Origin of the sequence: Pseudomonas sp. MUP55 (assembly GCF_034043515.1) — a bacterium.
In the GTDB taxonomy this organism is placed as follows: Bacteria; Pseudomonadota; Gammaproteobacteria; order Pseudomonadales; family Pseudomonadaceae; genus Aquipseudomonas.
On sequence record NZ_CP138214.1, the window covers coordinates 4,781,450 to 4,800,721 of the forward strand.

Here is a 19,272-nt window from a genome sequence, read left to right on the forward strand (position 1 = left end):
GCTCAGTGCTCCCCGACAGATGAGGTTTCAACGGTAGCGGCGTGGTACAGGCGCAGGGCCTCGCGCACTTGGCCGGCTTCTTCCAGGCTCAGTACCTGGCGGGCGATGACCTGGCAGTCGGCCAAGTCCAGTTCACGTACGGTGGCCTTGATGCTGGGGATCAACGGTACGCTGACCGACAGTTCATCCACCCCCAGCCCGATCAACATCGGCACCGCCAGGGTTTCGGAAGCCAGCGCACCGCATACGCCCACCCACTTGCCGTGGGCATGGGCGGCCTTGACCGTGGTGGCAATCAGGCGCAGCACCGCCGGGTGAAAGCTGTCGGCCTGGCTGGCCAGGCGCGGGTGGTCGCGGTCCATGGCCAGGGTGTATTGGGTCAGGTCATTGGTGCCGATGGAAAAGAAATCCACATGGGGCGCGAACACATCCGCCATCAACGCGGCGGACGGCACTTCAATCATGATGCCCAACTTGGGCATCTCGCTGAGTCCGAGCGCCCGCGCCTCTTCTTCCAGCATCTTGCGCGCCAGGTGCAACTCCGACAGCAAGCTGACCATTGGCAACATGATGTGCAGTCGCGCCAGCCCGGCACTGGCAAGGATGGCCCGCAGTTGTTCGCGCAACAGCTGCGGCCGCTCCAGGCACAGGCGGATACCCCGCAAGCCCAGGAACGGATTGGTCTCGGCTTCCATCGGCACATAGGCCAGCGGTTTGTCGCCGCCGACATCCAGGGTGCGCACCACCAGGTTACGCTCGCTGCCCAGGGCGCGGGCGATAGCACTATAGGTCGCCGCTTGCTCGTCGGGGCTCGGCGCGCGGTTGCGGTCCAGGTAGAGAAACTCCGAACGCAACAGGCCGACGCCTTCGCCGCCCAGGGTCAGGGATTGCTCGACTTCCTGCAACGAGGCGACATTGGCCGTGACCTCGATGTGATGACCGTCGCGGGTGGTAGCCGGCTGCGAGGCCTGCGCCACGTCGCGCTGATGGCGCAGCGCCTGCTGCTTGCGGGCGGCGTCCAGTTGTTCGATCTCGGCCAGATTCGGCTCCAGGTGCAGCTCGCCTTTGTCGGCGTCGAGCAGCACCTGTTTACCGTTGGCCAACCCGATTACCTGGGCCGAAACGCCGCATATGGCCGGCAGGCCCAACGCCCGCGCGAGGATCGCGACGTGGCTGGTGGCGCCGCCGCCGACGGTGACAAACCCCAGCACCTTGCGCGTATCCAGGCTGGCGGTCTGCGAAGGCGTCAATTGCTCGGCGATCAGAATCGCGCGATCCGGTAAATCCCATACGCTGTCCGGAACGCCCAGGATCAGTTTCAACACACGCTGGCCCACATCGGCCAAGTCGGCCGCCCGCTCGGCGATCAGCGCATTGCCCAAGCCCTGGAACAGTTCGGCCGTCGTGGCCGTGGCACTGTTCCAGGCAAACGCCGCGCTCTTGCCCTGCGCCAGCAAACGATGGGCCTGTTCGAGCAAGGTAGGGTCTTCGAGCAATTCTTGATGAGCGCGAAAAATCTCAGCCTGGGCACTGCCGCCCGCCTTGTCCTGCAGGGCTTGCAGTGCGTGGGTTGCAGCCAGCAGGCCACGCTCCAGGGCGGCGCGTTCAGCCGCTTCACCGGTGCCGGCTTCGGTGATCGTCAGCTCAGGCTCGACCACCTGGACGACCTGCCCGAACGCCGACCCCGGTGATGCGCAGACACCTTTGAGCAAGGTGGCCGACGGCACGCTTGCGACCGGCTCAACCTCCCTGCTCACCGTCTCGCCACAGCCCTCAGCCAGCAGGGCCACCAGCGTATTGATCGCCATCTCGGCATCCTGCCCGGCCGCGCTCACTTGCAGTGTGTCGCCCTGCACCGTTTGCAGGGCCATGATCGCTACCAGGGATTTGGCGTTGGCGCTCTGGGTTTGCTTGTGCAGGTAAATGCTGGCATTGAACCCCTTCGCCGCCTGAGCGAGCACCGCTGCCGGGCGCGCATGCAAGCCGTTGGCGTTGAGCAAGGTCAGCGGCTTGGAAAACAGCGCATCGCCGTCCTCCTCGTCCGGCACCTCAACCGCTTCACGTGGGGCCAACTGCAGCAGCGGCTGGCCGGGCTCTACCAAACCGCTCGCCAACACGCTGAACGGTTCGCCACTGACCACCAGCATCAAGGTCAGCAAACTGCGGGCATTGAGCGCCACATAGTCGGCGTCGAACTCGATCAACGGCTGCCCGGCCGTCACGCGCTGGCCCTCTTCGACCAGACGGGTGAAGCCCTTGCCTGCCAGATTCACGGTGTCCAGGCCGATATGCATCAGCACCTGCACGCCGTTGTCGTCGGTGACACTGACCGCATGCCCGGTGTCCTGAATATTGCTGATGGTTCCGGCCAACGGCGCGCAGAGGGTTTGCGAGGTGGGGTCGATGCACAGGCCATCGCCGATCATGCGGCTGGAGAATACCGGGTCTGGAACCTGATCCAACGCCAGCAGCATCCCGGACAGGGGTGCCAGCAATTCCAGGGGTTGAGAAGGGTTCATGGCTTCACCTGTTGTCGTGTTCTGTAAAAATCATGGGTGACAGGAATTGACCGTGGGAGGGGCCTGGCCCCTGCCGCACTTATTTCCACCAGTATTCGACTTGCACACCGATATTCGAGCCATGCCGCGCCGTGCCATACGCGCCGGTATCGGACAACGCCGAGCCCGCCGCCAGTTCGTTCGCCGCGCGCTTGGCCGCTTCGTTCCAGGTGGCATAGGTGTAGTACAACCGCACCTCCGGCCGCGCCCAGAAATCCGGGCCTTTGGGCGACCAAGTCGGAGCGAAGGTAAATTTGCTCAGCTTGCGTGTGCCACCCGTGGCATCGACCTGATCATGCCCAAGCTCGGCGACCAGTTTGAACTGCTCGCTGATGGCATACGCCGGACGCACGCCAAGCGATATCCAGGTCTGGTCCTGGCTGCCCGGGCGAATATCCTTCTGGTACACCGCCTCGGCCTGCCCGCCGAAACGCGGGGTCACCTGCCAGTCGAAAAACTCCACCGCGCGGTAACTCTTGCTGCTTTTGTCCAGCAAGGTATTGCCGGTGTAGCCCAGGCCAGTGCCGGGGCCTTCGCCGTACTGCAGGGCGAATTTGTTCTTGCCGCCCAGGAACGGTTTCTGTACGTGCTGCGCAGTGATCGCCCAACCACTGTTGGTGTCCCGTCCGCCGGCTTTTTCGATGTAGCTCAAGCCCAGTTCCAGTTCGCCGCCGGGGTTGGTCTTGAAGCCCGCAACGTTGAAGTCATGACGCGTGGCGTATTCCTTCTGGTACAGGTTGTCCTTGCGGGAAATGGCGTAGCTGTACTTGAGGTCGCCAATCAGCACGTCCTCGATACCACCGCCCGTGGCGCTCTGGTTCCAGTAGTAGAAGTCGGAAATATGGATGTCGTTTCGCTTGTAGTAACGCCGCCCGGCCCACAGCGAACCACCATTGAGGCTCGGCAGGTTGGACCATTGCGCGTACATCTGCGGCATGCGCGCCGAGCCGTTGTCCTCGCCCTGGAATTTCAGGGCGCGGTCGTACTTGTTATAGAGGGAAGCCATGGCGTCGACGCTGAGCACCGAACCATCGTCGAACGTCAGCAGGTCCTGGCGCAATTCAAGTTCAGCGTACTGCTCGCATTCGTTGCCCAGGCGGTATTTGGTTTGCGCCCCAGGCAACTGGAAACACTGCTGCTTGCCGCTGCCGGTGGAAGTGCCGGCGCCGCTGCGCAGGTAACCAGCAAACTCCAGGGCTTGGGCGCCAAACGGCAGGCTCAGGCAGGATGCAACGAGGCCCAGCTTTATTGTTGTCTTCATGAACCACTCCAATTTTTTTATTGTTTTTCTTACTGTCTTGTGTGACGCGATCACCTGTAGGAGCGAGGCGGGCGGCTAGCCCTTGCTCGCGAAGAACTTCCAGCCTCCACGCTGCGCCTGGAAGGGCGCGTTATCGTTGACGATCTTCGCGAGCAAGCTCGCTCCTACAGGCGGCATTTCAACCAGTCAGGTGCAGCACGAAGGATTCATAAGGGCGCAACACCACTTTGCTAGTACGCAGCGGGCAGTCGGGGTAGTTGCTGATCAGCAGGCGTTGTTCGCTCGCGGCATTGATGACGTGGTCGGGCAACTGGATTTGGCACGGCGTGCCGTAGAAGTTGCTGACTACCAGCAAACGTTCGCCGCGCCCTTCGCGCACATAAGCCCAGACCTGGCGGTGGTCCTGCAGCAGCGGGCGGTAAACACCTTCCTGGATCAGGGGTTCGTGGCGACGCAAGGCGATCAGCGCTCGGTAGTGATGCAGCACCGAATCGGGATCATTGCGTTGGCGCTCAACGTTGATCTGCGCCGCGTTGGCCGGGATACCGATCCACGGTTCACCCCGGCTGAAACCGGCATTGGCCTGGCCGTTCCACTGCATCGGTGTGCGGCCGTTGTCGCGAGACTTCTGCATGATCGCCGCCATGCTGGACGCCTCGGACTCACCGGCATCGCGCTTGAGACGGAAGATGTTCAAGGTCTCCACATCGCGGTATTGGTCGATCTTGTCGAACCCCGGATTGGTCATGCCCAGTTCTTCGCCCTGGTACACATAGGGCGTGCCCTGGAGGAAGTGCAACGCCGTGGCGAGCATCTTGGCCGAGACCACGCGATGCTCGCCGTCATCACCAAAGCGCGAGACCACCCGTGGCTGGTCGTGGTTACACCAGAACAGCGCGTTCCAGCCGCCGCCTGCCTGCATGCCCACTTGCCAGTCGGAAAAGATTTGCTTGAGTTGCAGGAAGTCGAAATCGGCTTTCACCCACTTCTGCAGGTTCGGGTAGTCGACTTTCAAATGATGAAAATTGAAGGTCATCGACAGTTCTTTCGACGCCGGATTCGAGTAGCGGATGCAGTGTTCCAGGCTGGTGGAGGACATTTCGCCGACATTGATCAGGTCATGGCCTTCGAAGACTTCGCGGTGCATTTCCTGCAGGTATTCGTGCACGTTCGGGCCGTCGGTGTAGAAGCGTCGGCCGTCGGTGTTGTCGTCGGGGAAATCAGCCGGCTTGGAGATCAGGTTGATCACATCCAGGCGGAAACCGCCCACGTCCTTGTCGCGCCAGAAGCGCATCATCTTGAATACTTCGGCGCGCACCTTGGGGTTGTCCCAGTTGAGGTCGGCCTGGGTGTGGTCGAACAGGTGCAGGTAGTACTGCCCGGTTTGCGCCTCGTACTCCCAGGCCGAACCGCCGAACTTGGATTCCCAGTTGTTCGGCTGGTCGCGCCAGATGTAGAAGTCGCGGTAGGGGTTGTCGAGGCTGCTGCGCGCCTGCTGGAACCACTCGTGCTCAATGGAGGTGTGGTTGACCACGATGTCGAGCATCAACCTGATGCCGCGCTTGGCCGCTTCGCTGATCAGCAGGTCGCAATCGGCCATGGTCCCGTAACTGGGGTCGATGGCGTAGTAGTCGCTGATGTCGTAGCCATTGTCGCGTTGCGGTGAGCGCAAGAATGGGGTGATCCACAGGCAGTCGATACCCAGCCAATGCAGGTAGTCGAGCTTGTCCACGATGCCCAGCAGGTCACCGGTGGCATTACCCGCGTGGCTGTGGAAGCTTTTGGGGTAGATCTGGTAGATCACCGAGTGTTGCCAGGTTTGCATGGGCGGTTCCTTTAAATAGTTTTGTGCAGGCCTTGAAGGCCTCATCGGGAGCAAGCCCCCTCCCACAGGGGAATGCATTCCAAATGTGGGAGGGGGCTTGCTCCCGATAGCGGTAGCTCAGGCGACGCGATAACCGGGCCGCACAATTTTCATGTTCAACGCACACGTCAGGCCGAACGGCACCACAATCGCGATGACCATCCCGACCACAAAACTGGGGATGAACTGCGGCACGATCGAGATAAATCCGGGCAAGCCACCGACCCCGATGGCCGAGGCCTTGACCTTGCTCATCGAGAGGAAAATGCTGCCCAGGGCCGAGCCGACCAACGCGGCGTAGAAGGGAAACTTGAAGCGCAGGTTGACCCCGAACATCGCCGGTTCAGTGATGCCGAAGTAAGCGGAAATCGCCGATGTCGAGGCCATGCTTTTATCCCGCGCGTTCCGCGTGGTGTAGAACACCGCAAGCGCGGCGCTGCCCTGGGCCAGGTTGGACATGACGATCATCGGCCAGATAAAGGTGCCGCCCTGGGTGGAGATCAGTTGCAGGTCCACGGCGAGGAACATGTGGTGCATGCCGGTGATTACCAGCGGCGCATACAGCAGGCCGAAAATCAGCCCGCCGACCATCGGCGCCAGGTCGAACAGCGTGACCAGGCCTTCGGTGATCAGGATGCCGAGGTGACGGGTCACCGGGCCGATCACCGCCAGGGCCAGCACGCCGGTGACAACGATGGTGGTGATCGGCACCACCAGCAGCTGAATGGCGTTTGGCACGTGCGCCCGCAGCCATTTCTCGATGACGCTCATCACGTAGGCCGCCATCAGAATCGGCAGAATCTGGCCCTGGTAGCCGACTTTCTCGATCCTGAACCAGCCGAAGATATCGAAGTACGGCAGGCTCTGGCCGTCGAGCCCCGCCACGGCCTTGCCGTAGTTCCAGGCGTTGAGCAGGTCCGGGTGCACCAGCATCAGGCCGAGCACGATGCCGAGGATTTCACTGCCGCCAAAGCGCTTGGCCGCCGACCAACCCACCAGTGCCGGCAGGAACACGAACGAGGTGTTGGCCATCAGGTTGATCAGGCTCCACACGCCGTCCAGGTTCGGGTAGGCCTCCAGCAGCGTCTGACCCTCGATGAACATGCCCTTGGCGCCCATCAGGTTGTTGATGCCCATCAACAAGCCGGCAATGATCAGCGCCGGCAGGATGGGCATGAACACATCGGAAAACACCCGCACCAGGCGCTGCAGGGCGTTGGTCTTGTCGGCGCCCTTCTTCTTGACGTCGGCGATGGTGGCGGCGGCCAGGCCGGTCTGTTCGCGCAGGGCGGCGTAGACCTTTTCCACTTCGCCGGGGCCGATCACCACCTGGAAAAGCCCGCCGGTAAAGAACGAACCCTTGACCAGATCGACCTGGTTCAACGCGCTGGCATTGACCAGGCTCGGGTCCTTGAGCGCCAGGCGCAGGCGCGTCACGCAGTGAGCCGCTTGCTCAAGGTTGTCGCGGCCCCCGAGGTTCTCAAGAATCTCGCGGGCAATGTTTGAATAGTCGTGGCTCATGCTCGTTTCCACTGTGATTGTTGTTATGGGTGGCAGTCTTGGCAGCACGCCGAGAAGGCAAACGTACTCGTCTGTACGAGTTAAATCAACAACTCGTCTGTACGAGTTACAATTTGTTTATCTTCGCGGTCAATCGCTGAACATTCCTGTCGACAGCGCCAGTGGCGAATGGACAAACCCCACCCGTGCCACTAAGGTTCCTGCCTTGACAGCGCCGTTCCCTTCTTAAGCCGGGCATAGAGCCAACCCATGAGCAAATACAACCAGATCTATACGGATCTGCTTGCCAGCATCACCACTGAACGCCTGCAGCGCGGCACGCGCCTTCCCTCCGAAACCGAACTGATGGACAGCTACCAGGCCAGCCGAGGCACGGTGCGTCGGGCCATCGAACAGCTACAGGAACGCGGTTTCGCGCAAAAAATCCACGGCAAGGGCACCTTTGTGTTGTCGCCGAACCCGATTGAGTTTCAGTTGGGTGGCATCGTGAGCTTCCATGAAACCCACGCCGACCTGGGCGATGACATCCACACCGAAGTGGTCGAGTTCACCCAACTGCCGTTGGAAGGCGCATTGCTGCAGCACATCGAGGCCGAGCCCGGCACGCTGATCACGCGCATCAAGCGCGTACGCCGCATCGGCGGCAAACGGGTGATCCTGGACATCAACCACTTCGTCGCCGAACTGATCCCCGGGCTGGATCCGGACATCGCCAGGCAGTCGATCTACGCGTTCATCGAAGGGACCTTGCAACTGCAGATCAGCTACGCCCAACGCACCATCGAAGCCCTGCCCCGCAGCAAGGACGACCAGGCGCATCTGGACCTAGAAGGCCAGAGCCATGTGATCGTGGTGAGCAACCAGACGTTTTTGCAGGATGGGCGGCAGTTTGAGTACACCGAGTCGCGGCATACGTTGGATAAGTTTTACTTTTCGGATATTGCCCGGCGCTGACGCAAGATCGCTCCGTCAAGTCGCGCATCGCACGTCAATGCCGGGTTGATCGATGACGACGAACGACGAAGCAGCTTGTTACCGTTGAGCCACGCTGCGGCCTGACAAAAAGGTCCGACCTGACGTAGGATGCCTTCGTGGCTATGGAACACCTTCCTTCTAACCTCTTATGAATTAGGGGTTTCGCTCTCCACACCGCGCCTGCTTCCTGCAGGCGTTTTTACATCAGCTGTAGAACGATGCTGCAGCTCACCCATCACGGCGACCAAGGAGAAAATCAGGCATGAATCAGGATCTATTCCTACGTCGCCGTAGCAAAATTCTTGTCCCGATGGGCACTGGCGGTGCTACGCGCGCTCAAGTCGCGTCGGCCGTACGGGAAGTGGCGGCGTTCCGATGCGTACTGTCAGAGCCTCTGATTGAACAAATCGGCAGGTTGTCAGCGACAGAACTCAAGTACTGGCTTCGCGAAATTGTTGGCGTGCTGCGGCGGGAAACAGGTGGTCATGTACACCACAGGCCGTTTTACCCCGACTTTCCAGAGCAGGTTCTGACCGCCTCAGAGGCAGACCTGTACCTTAATGCCGTCATGCATTACCTCACGCTCTGGCGTCTGCCAACGACAGAACACACTCGGCCTGCGATGCTTGAAGGCAGCTTGATATCCCGCGTTATCGAACCGGGAAGCGTCGCTGAGTTTGAGTCACTGCTCGAGCCGCTGGTTTCATCGCGCACCTCGCTCTCCGAAGCGGACGCTGCCGATGTCGTCTGGTTTATTCGAGCTTACAAAAGCGACGTGTTCCGTCTGCTGCCTGAGGCCGTCCCGTTCCGGGAGATCCGTGCACAGGTTGGCGGCGCACTTATCCTGCATGTAGCTGGCGATGTGCGCGTGGACGCATTTCTAAAGCGAAACGTCGAAACGGCGACCGACGTGCTACGACTTGCGGTCGCGCTGCATGGCGGAGACGTGTCACTGGCGACAGCTTCGACACGTTTCAAACCGATGAAGCGCTCAATGCGCCGTCTCCTATTGCGTCTGCTTGACCCCATACCCAACGCTCTAGAAGACGTGATGCGACATGCTGAGCGATGGAAACGCCTGGCTGAAGTGCTGCACCCCGGCGACTACGCGGATAAGTACCCACGAGCGCTAGTTGCCATTACGGCAGCACGTCGTAACGAAGCGCCAGACTCATTTGGATCACAGGTCGAAACATTGCTTGCCCAGCGTCACATCGATACGCTCACGCCTCTCCTGCAAAGCCATCCTGGTGAGTTCGCAAGAAGGCTGGACGTTACCCTGCGGCGCACGACGGAACCAGAATCAGTTCTCGACGCGTTCGAGGCGGTCGCCACACAAGTATCCTCACCTGTCCTGCTGCAGTTGCTGACCCACTTACGTGCGCCGCGCCCTCTCCCCCTGCGAGCCTTCACACCGAAAGGTGCATTCGCAAAGGTCTATGGCATCAAGGATCGGCGCGAACTAATCGCGCCCGACGTGTTGGCTCGTGCGGCCAGAATCTGCCAAGCCGCTCTCGTCACACGTTTTGCGTCGCTACCCCCTCTGGGCCGCTGTTTCGTCGATCCAGCATTAAGCGAATACAGGGTGCCGCTTGCGCAGCGGTCCTCATCGAAGTCGCTACGGACGCTTGTACGAGGCAGTCGGTTACCTATGCCCGACACACGTTTCATTCGCCTGTTTCTGTGGTGGAAGAATGGCAGTGAGCGTACCGATATCGACTTGTCCGCCGCTTTTTTCGACGCCAACTTCGTATTCAACGAAGCGGTCGCGTACTACAACCTCAGGGATTTCGGCGGCTGTCACAGCGGCGACATCGTCGACGCGCCTAACGGGGCTTCGGAGTTCATCGACCTCGACATTGATGTTCTCGTCGGGAAGGGTATCCGCTATGTCGTCACGTCTATCAACTCGTTCACCGAGCAGCCGTACTGCGACCTTCCAGAATGCTTCGCTGGCTGGATGGCACGCTCCGATACAGCATCGGGTGAAGTATTCGAGCCGCGCTCCGTGCTCGACCGTATCGATATCGCATCCGATACAAAGATTTGTCTGCCGTTCGTGATGGATTTGCAGGAACGACGCATGATTTGGGCCGACCTGGGGCTCACTTCATCTGTGCGATGGAACAACGTCCAGAACAACCTCAGCGGGGTATCGTTGATGCTGCAAGCTTTGATACATACACCAAAACCGGATTTGGCAACCCTGTTCGATTTACACGTTCGGGCACGGGGAGAACGAGTCGAGTCACCGCAGCAGGCACAGGCGGTGTTTGCGCCGGATCAAGGGATAACACCGTTCGATACGGATTTGATTCGCTCACAGTTTCTCTAATACCTGCGCCAGCCTTTGGTATTGATTGAAAAAGAGACTCTGCCCCGGCAGGCTACCAAGTCGGCGACTCCCCATGAACTCGCTGCGCGATCGGTTAGCGGCGACGTCTTTTTGTGAACGCCCATAGTCTTGCGCTCACAGGTTGCGCAAACTTCACACACCTTGACCCATGTGTTGGCGTTGTACGGCACCGCAGGGATGTCGGCGCTAGCAGCGCTGGGCAGTTGCGTTTTCTCCACCGCGAGCATCGGCGAGCAAAGGGAGCCCCAAAAAACCAAAAGCCCGCAATTACGCGGGCTTCAGGATACTTTTCTAGCGGTGGCGGTCAGTACCGGACGACCATCATTCCCACTCTATTATAAACTACCAGCAAAAGCCGCTATAACAGGCAGCTAAAAGTCATAACTGCATGGAATACCATGAAGAATGCCATAACTAAGACTTCACAGCTATGCGGGTGAGACCATCCAGCGAAAGCCCTAACTACGCGCCCGCGACCGACCAACTGAAACGAAGCCCGTACGGTATTCGACTCAATGCTTCATCCGCACAGGCGCAAGAAAGTCGCTCCACCAGCTCGCTACAAGCTTAGCCTGTGGACAAGAACATAAATAGATCAATTACTATTTTAAGGTTTACAAGCAAAGCTAACAAAGTAAGGAGTTACTACAAAGGCAACACCAATCAAACCCACCGCTAAAAAGGATAGCCTGAAGCACTTTCCGTAAGTCCACGCCGATTCGCCTCCAAGACCAGCAGCGTTGTTTCTTTCCTTAGTGAATATAGATACCTCTGAGGAAAGCCCGACACCCTCCAAATAGCACAAGGTCGCTTCCGCATGCTTTATTATAAAAGACACTCGTTGGTCGAGCTTCCAGAATATAAATGCCACTAAACTTAAGAAACAACCTAAAAGTGAAACCAGAGCTGAAAATTTTCCGCCCTGCTGCAAGCCAACCCCTATTCCGGCAGCAACAAGACCAGAGATCGCTAAAAAGAAATTGAACACTGTCATTCGCTGTTGCGCATGCAGTTCGAAGTACTTCCAAGCGTGTTCCATCGAACGCTCAAACTTTATAACATCATCCATATCCACCTCGACAATTAAAATTACTTTAACTAAAGTACAAGCACACAACACTTGATACCCAGAAGCAAATCAAAAACAGTTTGCAATAGTAATATCATTTTGGCATTATGACAAGAAAATCCGCTTTTGTGCCAAAAAGGACCACAGCATGAAAATGAGAAAAACGACAAACATAAACTTAGTTGATGTCCAAAATCTTGTTCGAGGAGCTCTCGCAAAGCTCAAAGAACCAAGCACACCAGAACGAGCGCGTGATGCAGGAAAACAGGCTCAGTATTGTCAAAAGCAAATCAACAAAGCAATATCAATGGCCAAAGCTAAACTCAGTCAAACGTTGCTCAACGAGTTTTTTGAATGGCTGGCTCTACAATTGGGCGCCACGGGAGCAGTTCAATCGTCTCTCGGAGTCGAGCTTAGTTCAATAGGTATATTCCCTGCTGAGATCGACTCCCTCGATCTTGCTTCAGAAATAGACACTGCGCTGTCTAAAACAGCACGTTTTTCGGGAAAATTAGAAGCATTCGCTGATGTAGCCTGTAAAATTTCATCTGCAATACGGGACTCAGACTGGGGAACTGCTGCTACCTACCTGAAAGACTTTGAGAGCGTGGAAGGAGTGTCTTACTGGTCGCTGGAGACAAGCCTTGCTTTGCTCCAAAAGACAGATGGCCTAGAGCCTATGAAAACTCGAAGCGCGGAGCTCTCAGTATCAGCGTATGGTTTGACTAGATTTTATCTGTATTTTTTTGGTGTGCGAAATGAACCCGCTCAAAACTCAGCTCGCTATCGATCCAACACAACTAGAAGAGTTGATGATGCAGACCTGAGCGAAGCAATGAGAGTGTATTCCAAGTATAGACTGCACGGAAATCTGGGATCATCCGACCAAGACTTGAGACTAATTCTTGCCGCTGAGCAATTTACCACTCCTATTGATCTCTTATTTACGCTTATCAAAGCATGTAAAAAAATACTGTGCAATCAGAGCAATTATACGGTAGCAGTACGCAGCAGGGCCAGCAGAGCAATAGATGTGCTAAGTCCAATATTGAGCAGACTTAACCTTCTACCTATAGGCGACAGCACCTCAGAAACCATTAGCTACAACGCTAAAACTGCTAGCTACGCAAAATCCGCAATACAAATTTCTTTTGGTTCCGAGCCAGCAAAACCTCTTTCTTTATTTGATGAGATATTTGCACGCGGACTAGCATCACAAATATCATCGCAGAACAGTGATCTACATGCCGAGGAACTAGCAAAATTCTGTCTGAATTTCAGTTGGATATCTGAATGTATCGAAGTAGGAGACTTGGTGTCGCTCCCGACACTGCCAAAAATATTTGAAAGCTGTATCTCACCTATATCCTCGCCTCCCTCCACAATGTCGTTCGCACTTCAGAACGAAGCCAAGTACTTGATGCAGGATCACGATAAACTGGGAGCGGAACTCCAACAAATTTATGATGCACTGTACACAAATATCAAACCTGAAATCTCAAGAATTCATAATCGTCTTACACAGGATTGTGTCGGCGTTATAGCAAGCAACCGCTACTTTACTAGTGGAGATCATGCTACAGCCGTTGAAATTTGCGCCAAGTCGGGAATATATAACGCCAAGATAATTGCCGCGCTCCCAATAGTGGATATGTATTACGGCTATAAATGGTCAACCGTTAGAAGGAGTGGCGAACTCCTACACGTTGCGATTACACTCGATCACTTGTTAAAAATCGTAGACGAGCGCACATACAGAACTTACAAAAGATATGCAATTGAAGATCTGATGAAAGCTTATAGCTGTAAATCAATCGTTGATCTACCACAACGCCTGCTGGAATCTGATCACCCTATCGAACTAATTGCTCATCTGTGTGCAAACACCTGCAATCTGGTAACAATTGAACTATTACCTGGCATGACGAGTTCTAAGAAGTCAAGACAGACTAGGAGCGATCTACTCAAAGCATTGGCAAAGCTGAAGCCGCCAATGGAAGAGCTATACATCCAAGAAGCTATTCATATCGAAGATAGTCTTCATGTCGATGATGGATTAGAAGTCCTTGATGACAGCAAGGTGTATGTAGACGAGCAGTCAATTATGAATGCGCTTAGCGCTGAAGTCTCCGCAGACTTTCAACGCTATAAAAAATTAGTTGAGAGCGGGGTCGGTGAATCCGAAGACCTTCAAGAGGTGATAAAAAGTTTTCGTTCGCCATCTGCTAAGAATTTTCAAGTTCCAAAAAACGAGGCGGATGATCTTTTAGGGGAACTAGTAGGCTCTATAAGAGAGAAATTCCTGTGGGATCCAGTTTCCGGATTAGATATATTAATTGGAAGGCGCATAAGGCACGGTACAATTGCAAGTGAACTACGCGGTGTACTTGAGCCTGTGGAATTAATATGCCAAAGACCAAAACCAGGAGCAGACTATCAGCTTTCTGCTAGACTGGACGCGTTAGCGGCAAAGCTTGATCCTAAAAGAAGAAAGATCCTGAAAGCAGCTTTTTCGCGTTTTTCGGAATCGATCGACTCGATAATTGGCGTACTGCGCGATGAGTATTTTTATGTAAAATCTAAAAACAAGCCTCGCGGGGTATTTGATTTAGTTATTCCCACCTCATTTTTAATGCTACTCCGCGCTGTTGCACAAGCATGCAACTCTGCCGACCAGTTCCTTAAAGAATGCATCGGAATGTTTTGGTACGATATAACCGGGAGATGCGAGATAGCCCGTCCCGCCATCGATCATGAAATCAAAAAAAATCTTCAATCTGCCTTTTCAAAACTAACCAATGAGCTCCGAAGCAATGGCATTGACGATGTAGAACTATTATCCAGTATTGTCCACCAGTCGGAGGAGTTACATCGCAGGGCCTCAGTTATTGCAAGCTGGATCAGAGTCCCCAACATAGAACTAGATGAAAGTTACACACTAAAATACATAGTGGACGTAGCAGTAGCCTTTGTCAGTGGTCAACATACGAAATTCAATCCAAAAATTGAAGCAAGCGTACCAGAGGACCTATTTTTAGATCTTCATGGATTCTCTATTATACAAGACGCACTCTACCTGGCGTTAGTTAATATATACGAGCACTCAGGCGTAAAAACCAGAAATCAAGTATCAATAAAAGTCGACCTTGATGCTGCAACCTCACTTCTTCACTTTACCATTACTAATGACATTGCCGAAAATACAATCACACCAGAAAAAGAGACTAAACTAAACTCACTAAGGCAAGATATTAAAAAGCGCGCTTACGGCGAAAGAGCTAAGCAAAACCGAGACTCTGGGATTAGTAAGCTTGCGACGATAGTAATGCAGTACAAAGACACCAACATATCTTTTGGCTTCGAGGGAAAAGATTTATTTCGCTTGGAGTTTCAGCTTCTATACTTAGGTAGTCCACCATCTCGGGCCGAAGATCCTCCATCCCGTGAAGCTTCGAAAATTATCGAGGTAGAATATAATGCCTAATTTCAAGATTTTGATTGTAGAGGATAGCGAATCAAAACTTACTAGCATACAGGGTGTCGTGGAGCGAGTAATTCCATATGTGACACTTCGCAAAGCATATTCGGTTAGATCTGCGATAGATGCACTGGAAGAATATGTACCCGATTTTATAATTGCTGATATGTCTTTACCTACGTATGACATCGAATCGAGAGAACGTGGTGGTACTCCTAGACCTTTTGGAGGCATTGAGGTCTTCGAAACCCTTGAACGCTATGAAATGGAGATTCCTACTCTAGTAGTGACATCGTATCCAGTATTCAGCGAGGGATCGAAAAGCTTGGGGCTAACAGAGCTATCAAAACAGCTGAAAAAGGACTTCCCTAACACCTTTTTAGATACCGTATATTTTGATTCAGCATTCTCTGACTGGGAGCTTCGCATCGAATCTAATCTTAGATCAATTTTAGAGAAAAAAAATGCCTCTTGACATACTTTTGCTAGAAGACGACCCGGCAAAAAAAGGGAAACTCCTTGCCCTGCTCAAAGATAAAGGTCTATTTGGGCGTCTGGACGTTGCTATCTGCACGAGCCAAGCACTAGAGCTAATTGAAGATCGCCCACGCTATGACTTGTTAATAGCCGACGTGGTCGTACCTGGCGAATTAGGTAGTGAAAAGGACGAAAGAAATTGTATAGATTTTTTCAACAGCATTGACGACATTATACCAGCGGAAAAAAGACCGCTTTATTCTTTACCTATAAGTGCTGCTACGGACCTGACCGATGCAGCTTATGATTTTTTCAGCTGTCGGCCTTGGGGCATCCTCCCCTATTCGGAAAACGATGAAGACTGCCTCAATGCATTACACCGTATAGCCGTTTGGATTCTTAACGACAAAACGCAACGCGAGCAGCGTAACACCTGCGACGTTTTTATAATAACTGCACTTCCTCATCCCGAGTACAGCGCCATTGAAAATCTTAAATTAGATTGGGGCCCCTTTGAACCGCTGGATCGTACACACCTAATACGCTATGCATCCCTGAGCGTTGCTGGGAGTACTATAAAAATCGGGGCAGCTTTTTGCGCGAGAATGGGGGCCGTTGCAGCTTCAACATTGACTACTAAAGCATCATTGATTCTTAATCCGAAGATTGTGATTATGGCTGGTATCTGCGCCGGAATTGCAAGTAAAGCCGGGATAGGAGATGTGGTTGCGGCAGAAGTTTCTTGGGACTGGCAGAGCGGTAAATATATAGACAAGAATGGCGAAGAAGCATTTGAATCTTCCCCCCACCACATCAACATCGATGATGAATTAAGAAACAAACTATTTCTGCTGAAGAGGGACGAGCCCTTTTGGAAATCTTTTTCCGACTATGCTAGAGAGCATAAATTGCAGCTTCCAAAGCTCGTATTAGGACCTATGGCTACAGGCTCATCCGTACTCGCTGATGTCCGAGTATCAGAGCGGATACGTACGATCCAACATCGTAATGTTACAGGCCTAGACATGGAAACTTATGGGGTTTATGCCGCAGTATCATCAACTCTTACAGGTGCAGACTTTATTTCATTGAAATCGGTTTGCGATAATGGCGACAAGAAAAAAGATGATCAGCATCAACAATACGCAGCGACAATCTCTGCGAACGCTGTAGAGCAATTTATCCGCCACTACTTTCGGGAATAAATCAGCTAACATCTTGCACATGTAATGGTGGTGAGAAAGAATATACTTTTCGACCACCTTCATGGCTTCGACTAACCTACCGATCAAGGAGAGTGGTGAAAAGGTCTCGGAGGGCAGTGTCGTCAAATTTTTCCCGATCACGCCTGTTCGATGACGAGATACTCGGAGAGGAAGCGTGACTGCTTTGGTCTTGAATCTCGCCTATACGATCCTCAATAGCTGAAATGGCGCTACTCAACACAGCGTCCGGCACCCCAAAACGGGGGGCAAACTTTTTCAGGGCATCGATCCGATCTGATAGGGAGGACTCGCTATCATCCTCGCTGATACGGATGGTGTTCTCCTCAAATTCTTTGAGCACAGCCGCCTGCAAGGCAAGGGTGATGCTGGCGGGCAGCCCATTCGCTGCGTCCACCGCATCGACAAGCGTGGAGAGCATGTCACTTGAACTCCAGCGTATTGTTTCCCTGAGGATATTTTCGATTAGCGCTAATAATTCGGCTTCGTAAATGAACGGCCGGCTACAGCTCCTGTCGCTCAGCAAAGAAAAGAAGGCGATCAGAGCTTCCCCGTCCGACCATGCATCGAAGCCTTGCTGGGGATTGCGGGCGATCGAGATGATACTGTCGGCAAACCGCTGCTCGTCAGTGAGCAGCCACCAATCCATCAGCATTCGGAGCCGCTTGGAGTTCGTGGCGTCATTGTATTCGAGAGAGCGGGCGTCACCAGCTCGGGGTCTCCAGTGCGGACGGGTTTCTATCATCTCCAACATGCCAACGGAGGCTCTGGCGATCTTCGCTTGCTCGGTTTCGCTGAGTCCGTTCGGATGCACGAAGTCCCACAGGCTCGACAGCCAATCGATGGAGGCTGCTGCGGGAGCAATGCGAATGAGGAGGTCCGTGTCCAATAGGTAGGCTGAGAGATAGTCCTTGAGTGAGGGATTGAGAAAAGAGACCGTTGGCCCGCTGATGTTGACGATGTTTATGAAGCTACCTTCAAGAATGCGAAGTGCTTCTTCGAAATCCTTAGGCCCATGTTCCAGGCCGTAGGCTGTGCTCATAGCGGTATGTAGGCTCTCGAAAGATGAGCGAAGGATGGCAAGGGGAACCCCATACTCCGTAAGGAAAAACATCGCCATCAGAAGGTGCCTGCAACGATGATCAATGTGCGTCCGGAAAGCAGTGTCCCAAATCTGGCTGGGATTGTTTAAAGCATCGATAAAGGCGGCGGGATAGTAAGCGGATTCGATATCACCGATGCGAAATGCATCCGTCATCGCCTCAATAACACGTGGGTTATAGTTCTTGTGATCAACAATTTCCGAGAGCTTATTGCTTTCCAATAGAGCCCGGATATGCGACTGCGGTGTCTCTAGTACTAGGAGATGGTTGTAGAGAATCCGCGCCTTGATTCGGCGGGTATAGATGCCAACATCGAGCACGTACTTCGTCACATCGAGACGCTGGTCGCCTAGATGTTCGGAGACTCTCCGGGCTTCCTCAAATATGTAGCCCCTCGTCGTCAGAATAAAACGGGCGTTCGGTGAGCGTCGTACGCGGCTCATAAACCGCGCTAAATCTGAATCCTTGTGCGCTAGAGCTTGTCGGTCGAGGGCGACCTTTCCTAAGAAGTCGTCGAAAAGGAATACCTGCTTTTTGCTGTCGGTAATCGCAGCGAAGCCGTCCTCCAGACTGCGGATGGGAACGAGCTCCCACTGCTCGCTCAGGAAGGTGTAGCAAAGCATCTCGGCCAGTGTCGTTTTGCCGACACCAGGCGGACCGGAGATGATGAGAAGCCGATGTTTTTCTAGCGTAGCTAGTGATTCGTCGAAGCTGGGGTTCGATGCATAAACGCGAACCTTTTGTTCGATGTCCTCCTGCGTGAACGCTGCGAAGGTATGGGCCGCCGCACGTACGACACGCTCCAAAACACCCGCCCCGGAGAGCCACAGTTTGATATGCGACTTGAGGATGTCTGGGTACTTCCGGAGAAGACCGTTAATGTCCTCCGGACCAAAAATATCCGCTTCAGACTTCAGGCTTGGCCCTATGAGCGGGGCGAGTTTGCCCTTGCCAAGCGGAGTGAACTTACAAGAGGTCGCAAGAATATATCGGGTGGGAGCCAGCTTATCGATTGACAAGCGCTCACGCTTCATCGCGGCAGTCAGTTTGCTGAATGGCGAACCTTCGTAATGCTTCGCCTGAAGGATGACGTTACCGCTGGACTGCGCGTGCCGACCGTCAATGCCGCCATCTGGCCCTGCACAGAATGCCTCGAAGCGAAGTCCTTCTTCTTTTCCGATGAGGTCCCGGACCAGGTCCTCAAAGTCCGCCGATGAGAGATTTCTAAAGTCATAGTTCATGCCGCAGTATCGTCCATTAAAAATTTCGCTCCTATCAACTGCTGTCAGCACACACACGATGCGGCGGCTAAGCGAGCAGATCCTCAAGTACAGAATCAGATCTGGGGGAAAACTGGATGCAACGATTCGCCGACATTAGGCGTGCT

Annotated in this window: 11 protein-coding genes; 5 read left to right on the forward strand and 6 right to left on the reverse strand. The window is 54.2% G+C overall.

What is annotated here, in order from left to right; all coding sequences use genetic code 11:
- Positions 1 to 2 precede the first annotated feature (2 nt).
- The 4 genes from ptsP to treP all read right to left on the reverse strand — a co-directional run bounded on the left by ptsP (position 3) and on the right by treP (position 7,204).
- Positions 3 to 2,519, reverse strand: coding sequence for a phosphoenolpyruvate--protein phosphotransferase (gene ptsP / locus SC318_RS21545; protein WP_320428382.1), 2,517 nt, complete (start codon positions 2,517 to 2,519; stop codon positions 3 to 5).
- 79 nt (positions 2,520 to 2,598) lie between these two features.
- Entirely contained in the window at positions 2,599 to 3,819 is a 1,221-nt protein-coding gene (locus tag SC318_RS21550; RefSeq protein WP_320428383.1) for a maltoporin, read from the reverse strand.
- Positions 3,820 to 3,997: 178 nt separating this feature from the next.
- Complete coding sequence (gene treC / locus SC318_RS21555) at positions 3,998 to 5,644, reverse strand: alpha,alpha-phosphotrehalase (RefSeq protein ID WP_320428384.1); 1,647 nt, start codon at positions 5,642 to 5,644, stop codon at positions 3,998 to 4,000.
- Positions 5,645 to 5,761: 117 nt separating this feature from the next.
- Positions 5,762 to 7,204: a PTS system trehalose-specific EIIBC component gene (gene treP, locus SC318_RS21560; protein ID WP_320428385.1), complete on the reverse strand. Its 1,443-nt coding sequence runs from the start codon at positions 7,202 to 7,204 to the stop codon at positions 5,762 to 5,764.
- Positions 7,205 to 7,453: 249 nt separating this feature from the next.
- On the opposite strand from treP, the gene treR reads away from it, so the two are divergent.
- Together treR and SC318_RS21570 are read left to right on the forward strand one after the other, a co-directional pair.
- Positions 7,454 to 8,158 (forward strand): trehalose operon repressor, encoded by a 705-nt coding sequence (gene treR, locus SC318_RS21565; protein ID WP_320428386.1) that lies wholly within the window; start codon positions 7,454 to 7,456, stop codon positions 8,156 to 8,158.
- Positions 8,159 to 8,441: 283 nt separating this feature from the next.
- A complete protein-coding gene (locus tag SC318_RS21570; RefSeq protein ID WP_320428387.1) occupies positions 8,442 to 10,514 on the forward strand; it encodes a TerD family protein in 2,073 nt (690 codons plus the stop codon).
- A gap of 628 nt (positions 10,515 to 11,142) precedes the next feature.
- On the opposite strand, the gene SC318_RS21575 is transcribed toward SC318_RS21570, so the two are convergent.
- Entirely contained in the window at positions 11,143 to 11,604 is a 462-nt protein-coding gene (locus SC318_RS21575; RefSeq protein ID WP_320428388.1) for a hypothetical protein, read from the reverse strand.
- Positions 11,605 to 11,752: 148 nt separating this feature from the next.
- On the opposite strand from SC318_RS21575, the gene SC318_RS21580 reads away from it, so the two are divergent.
- From SC318_RS21580 to SC318_RS21590, 3 genes are read left to right on the forward strand one after another with little or no spacing between them, the layout of a single operon-like run.
- Positions 11,753 to 15,088 carry a hypothetical protein gene (locus SC318_RS21580; protein ID WP_320428389.1) on the forward strand — a complete coding sequence of 1,112 codons (3,336 nt, stop codon included), beginning with the start codon at positions 11,753 to 11,755 and terminating at the stop codon, positions 15,086 to 15,088.
- Complete coding sequence (locus SC318_RS21585; protein ID WP_320428390.1) at positions 15,081 to 15,557, forward strand: response regulator; 477 nt, start codon at positions 15,081 to 15,083, stop codon at positions 15,555 to 15,557. Before SC318_RS21580 ends, SC318_RS21585 begins: the two co-directional genes overlap by 8 nt.
- A complete protein-coding gene (locus tag SC318_RS21590; RefSeq protein WP_320428391.1) occupies positions 15,547 to 16,764 on the forward strand; it encodes a phosphorylase family protein in 1,218 nt (405 codons plus the stop codon). Before SC318_RS21585 ends, SC318_RS21590 begins: the two co-directional genes overlap by 11 nt.
- Positions 16,765 to 16,840: 76 nt before the next feature.
- Here SC318_RS21590 and SC318_RS21595 read toward each other — a convergent pair whose 3' ends face one another.
- A complete protein-coding gene (locus SC318_RS21595; RefSeq protein WP_320428392.1) occupies positions 16,841 to 19,126 on the reverse strand; it encodes an nSTAND3 domain-containing NTPase in 2,286 nt (761 codons plus the stop codon).
- Positions 19,127 to 19,272: the final 146 nt, after the last annotated feature.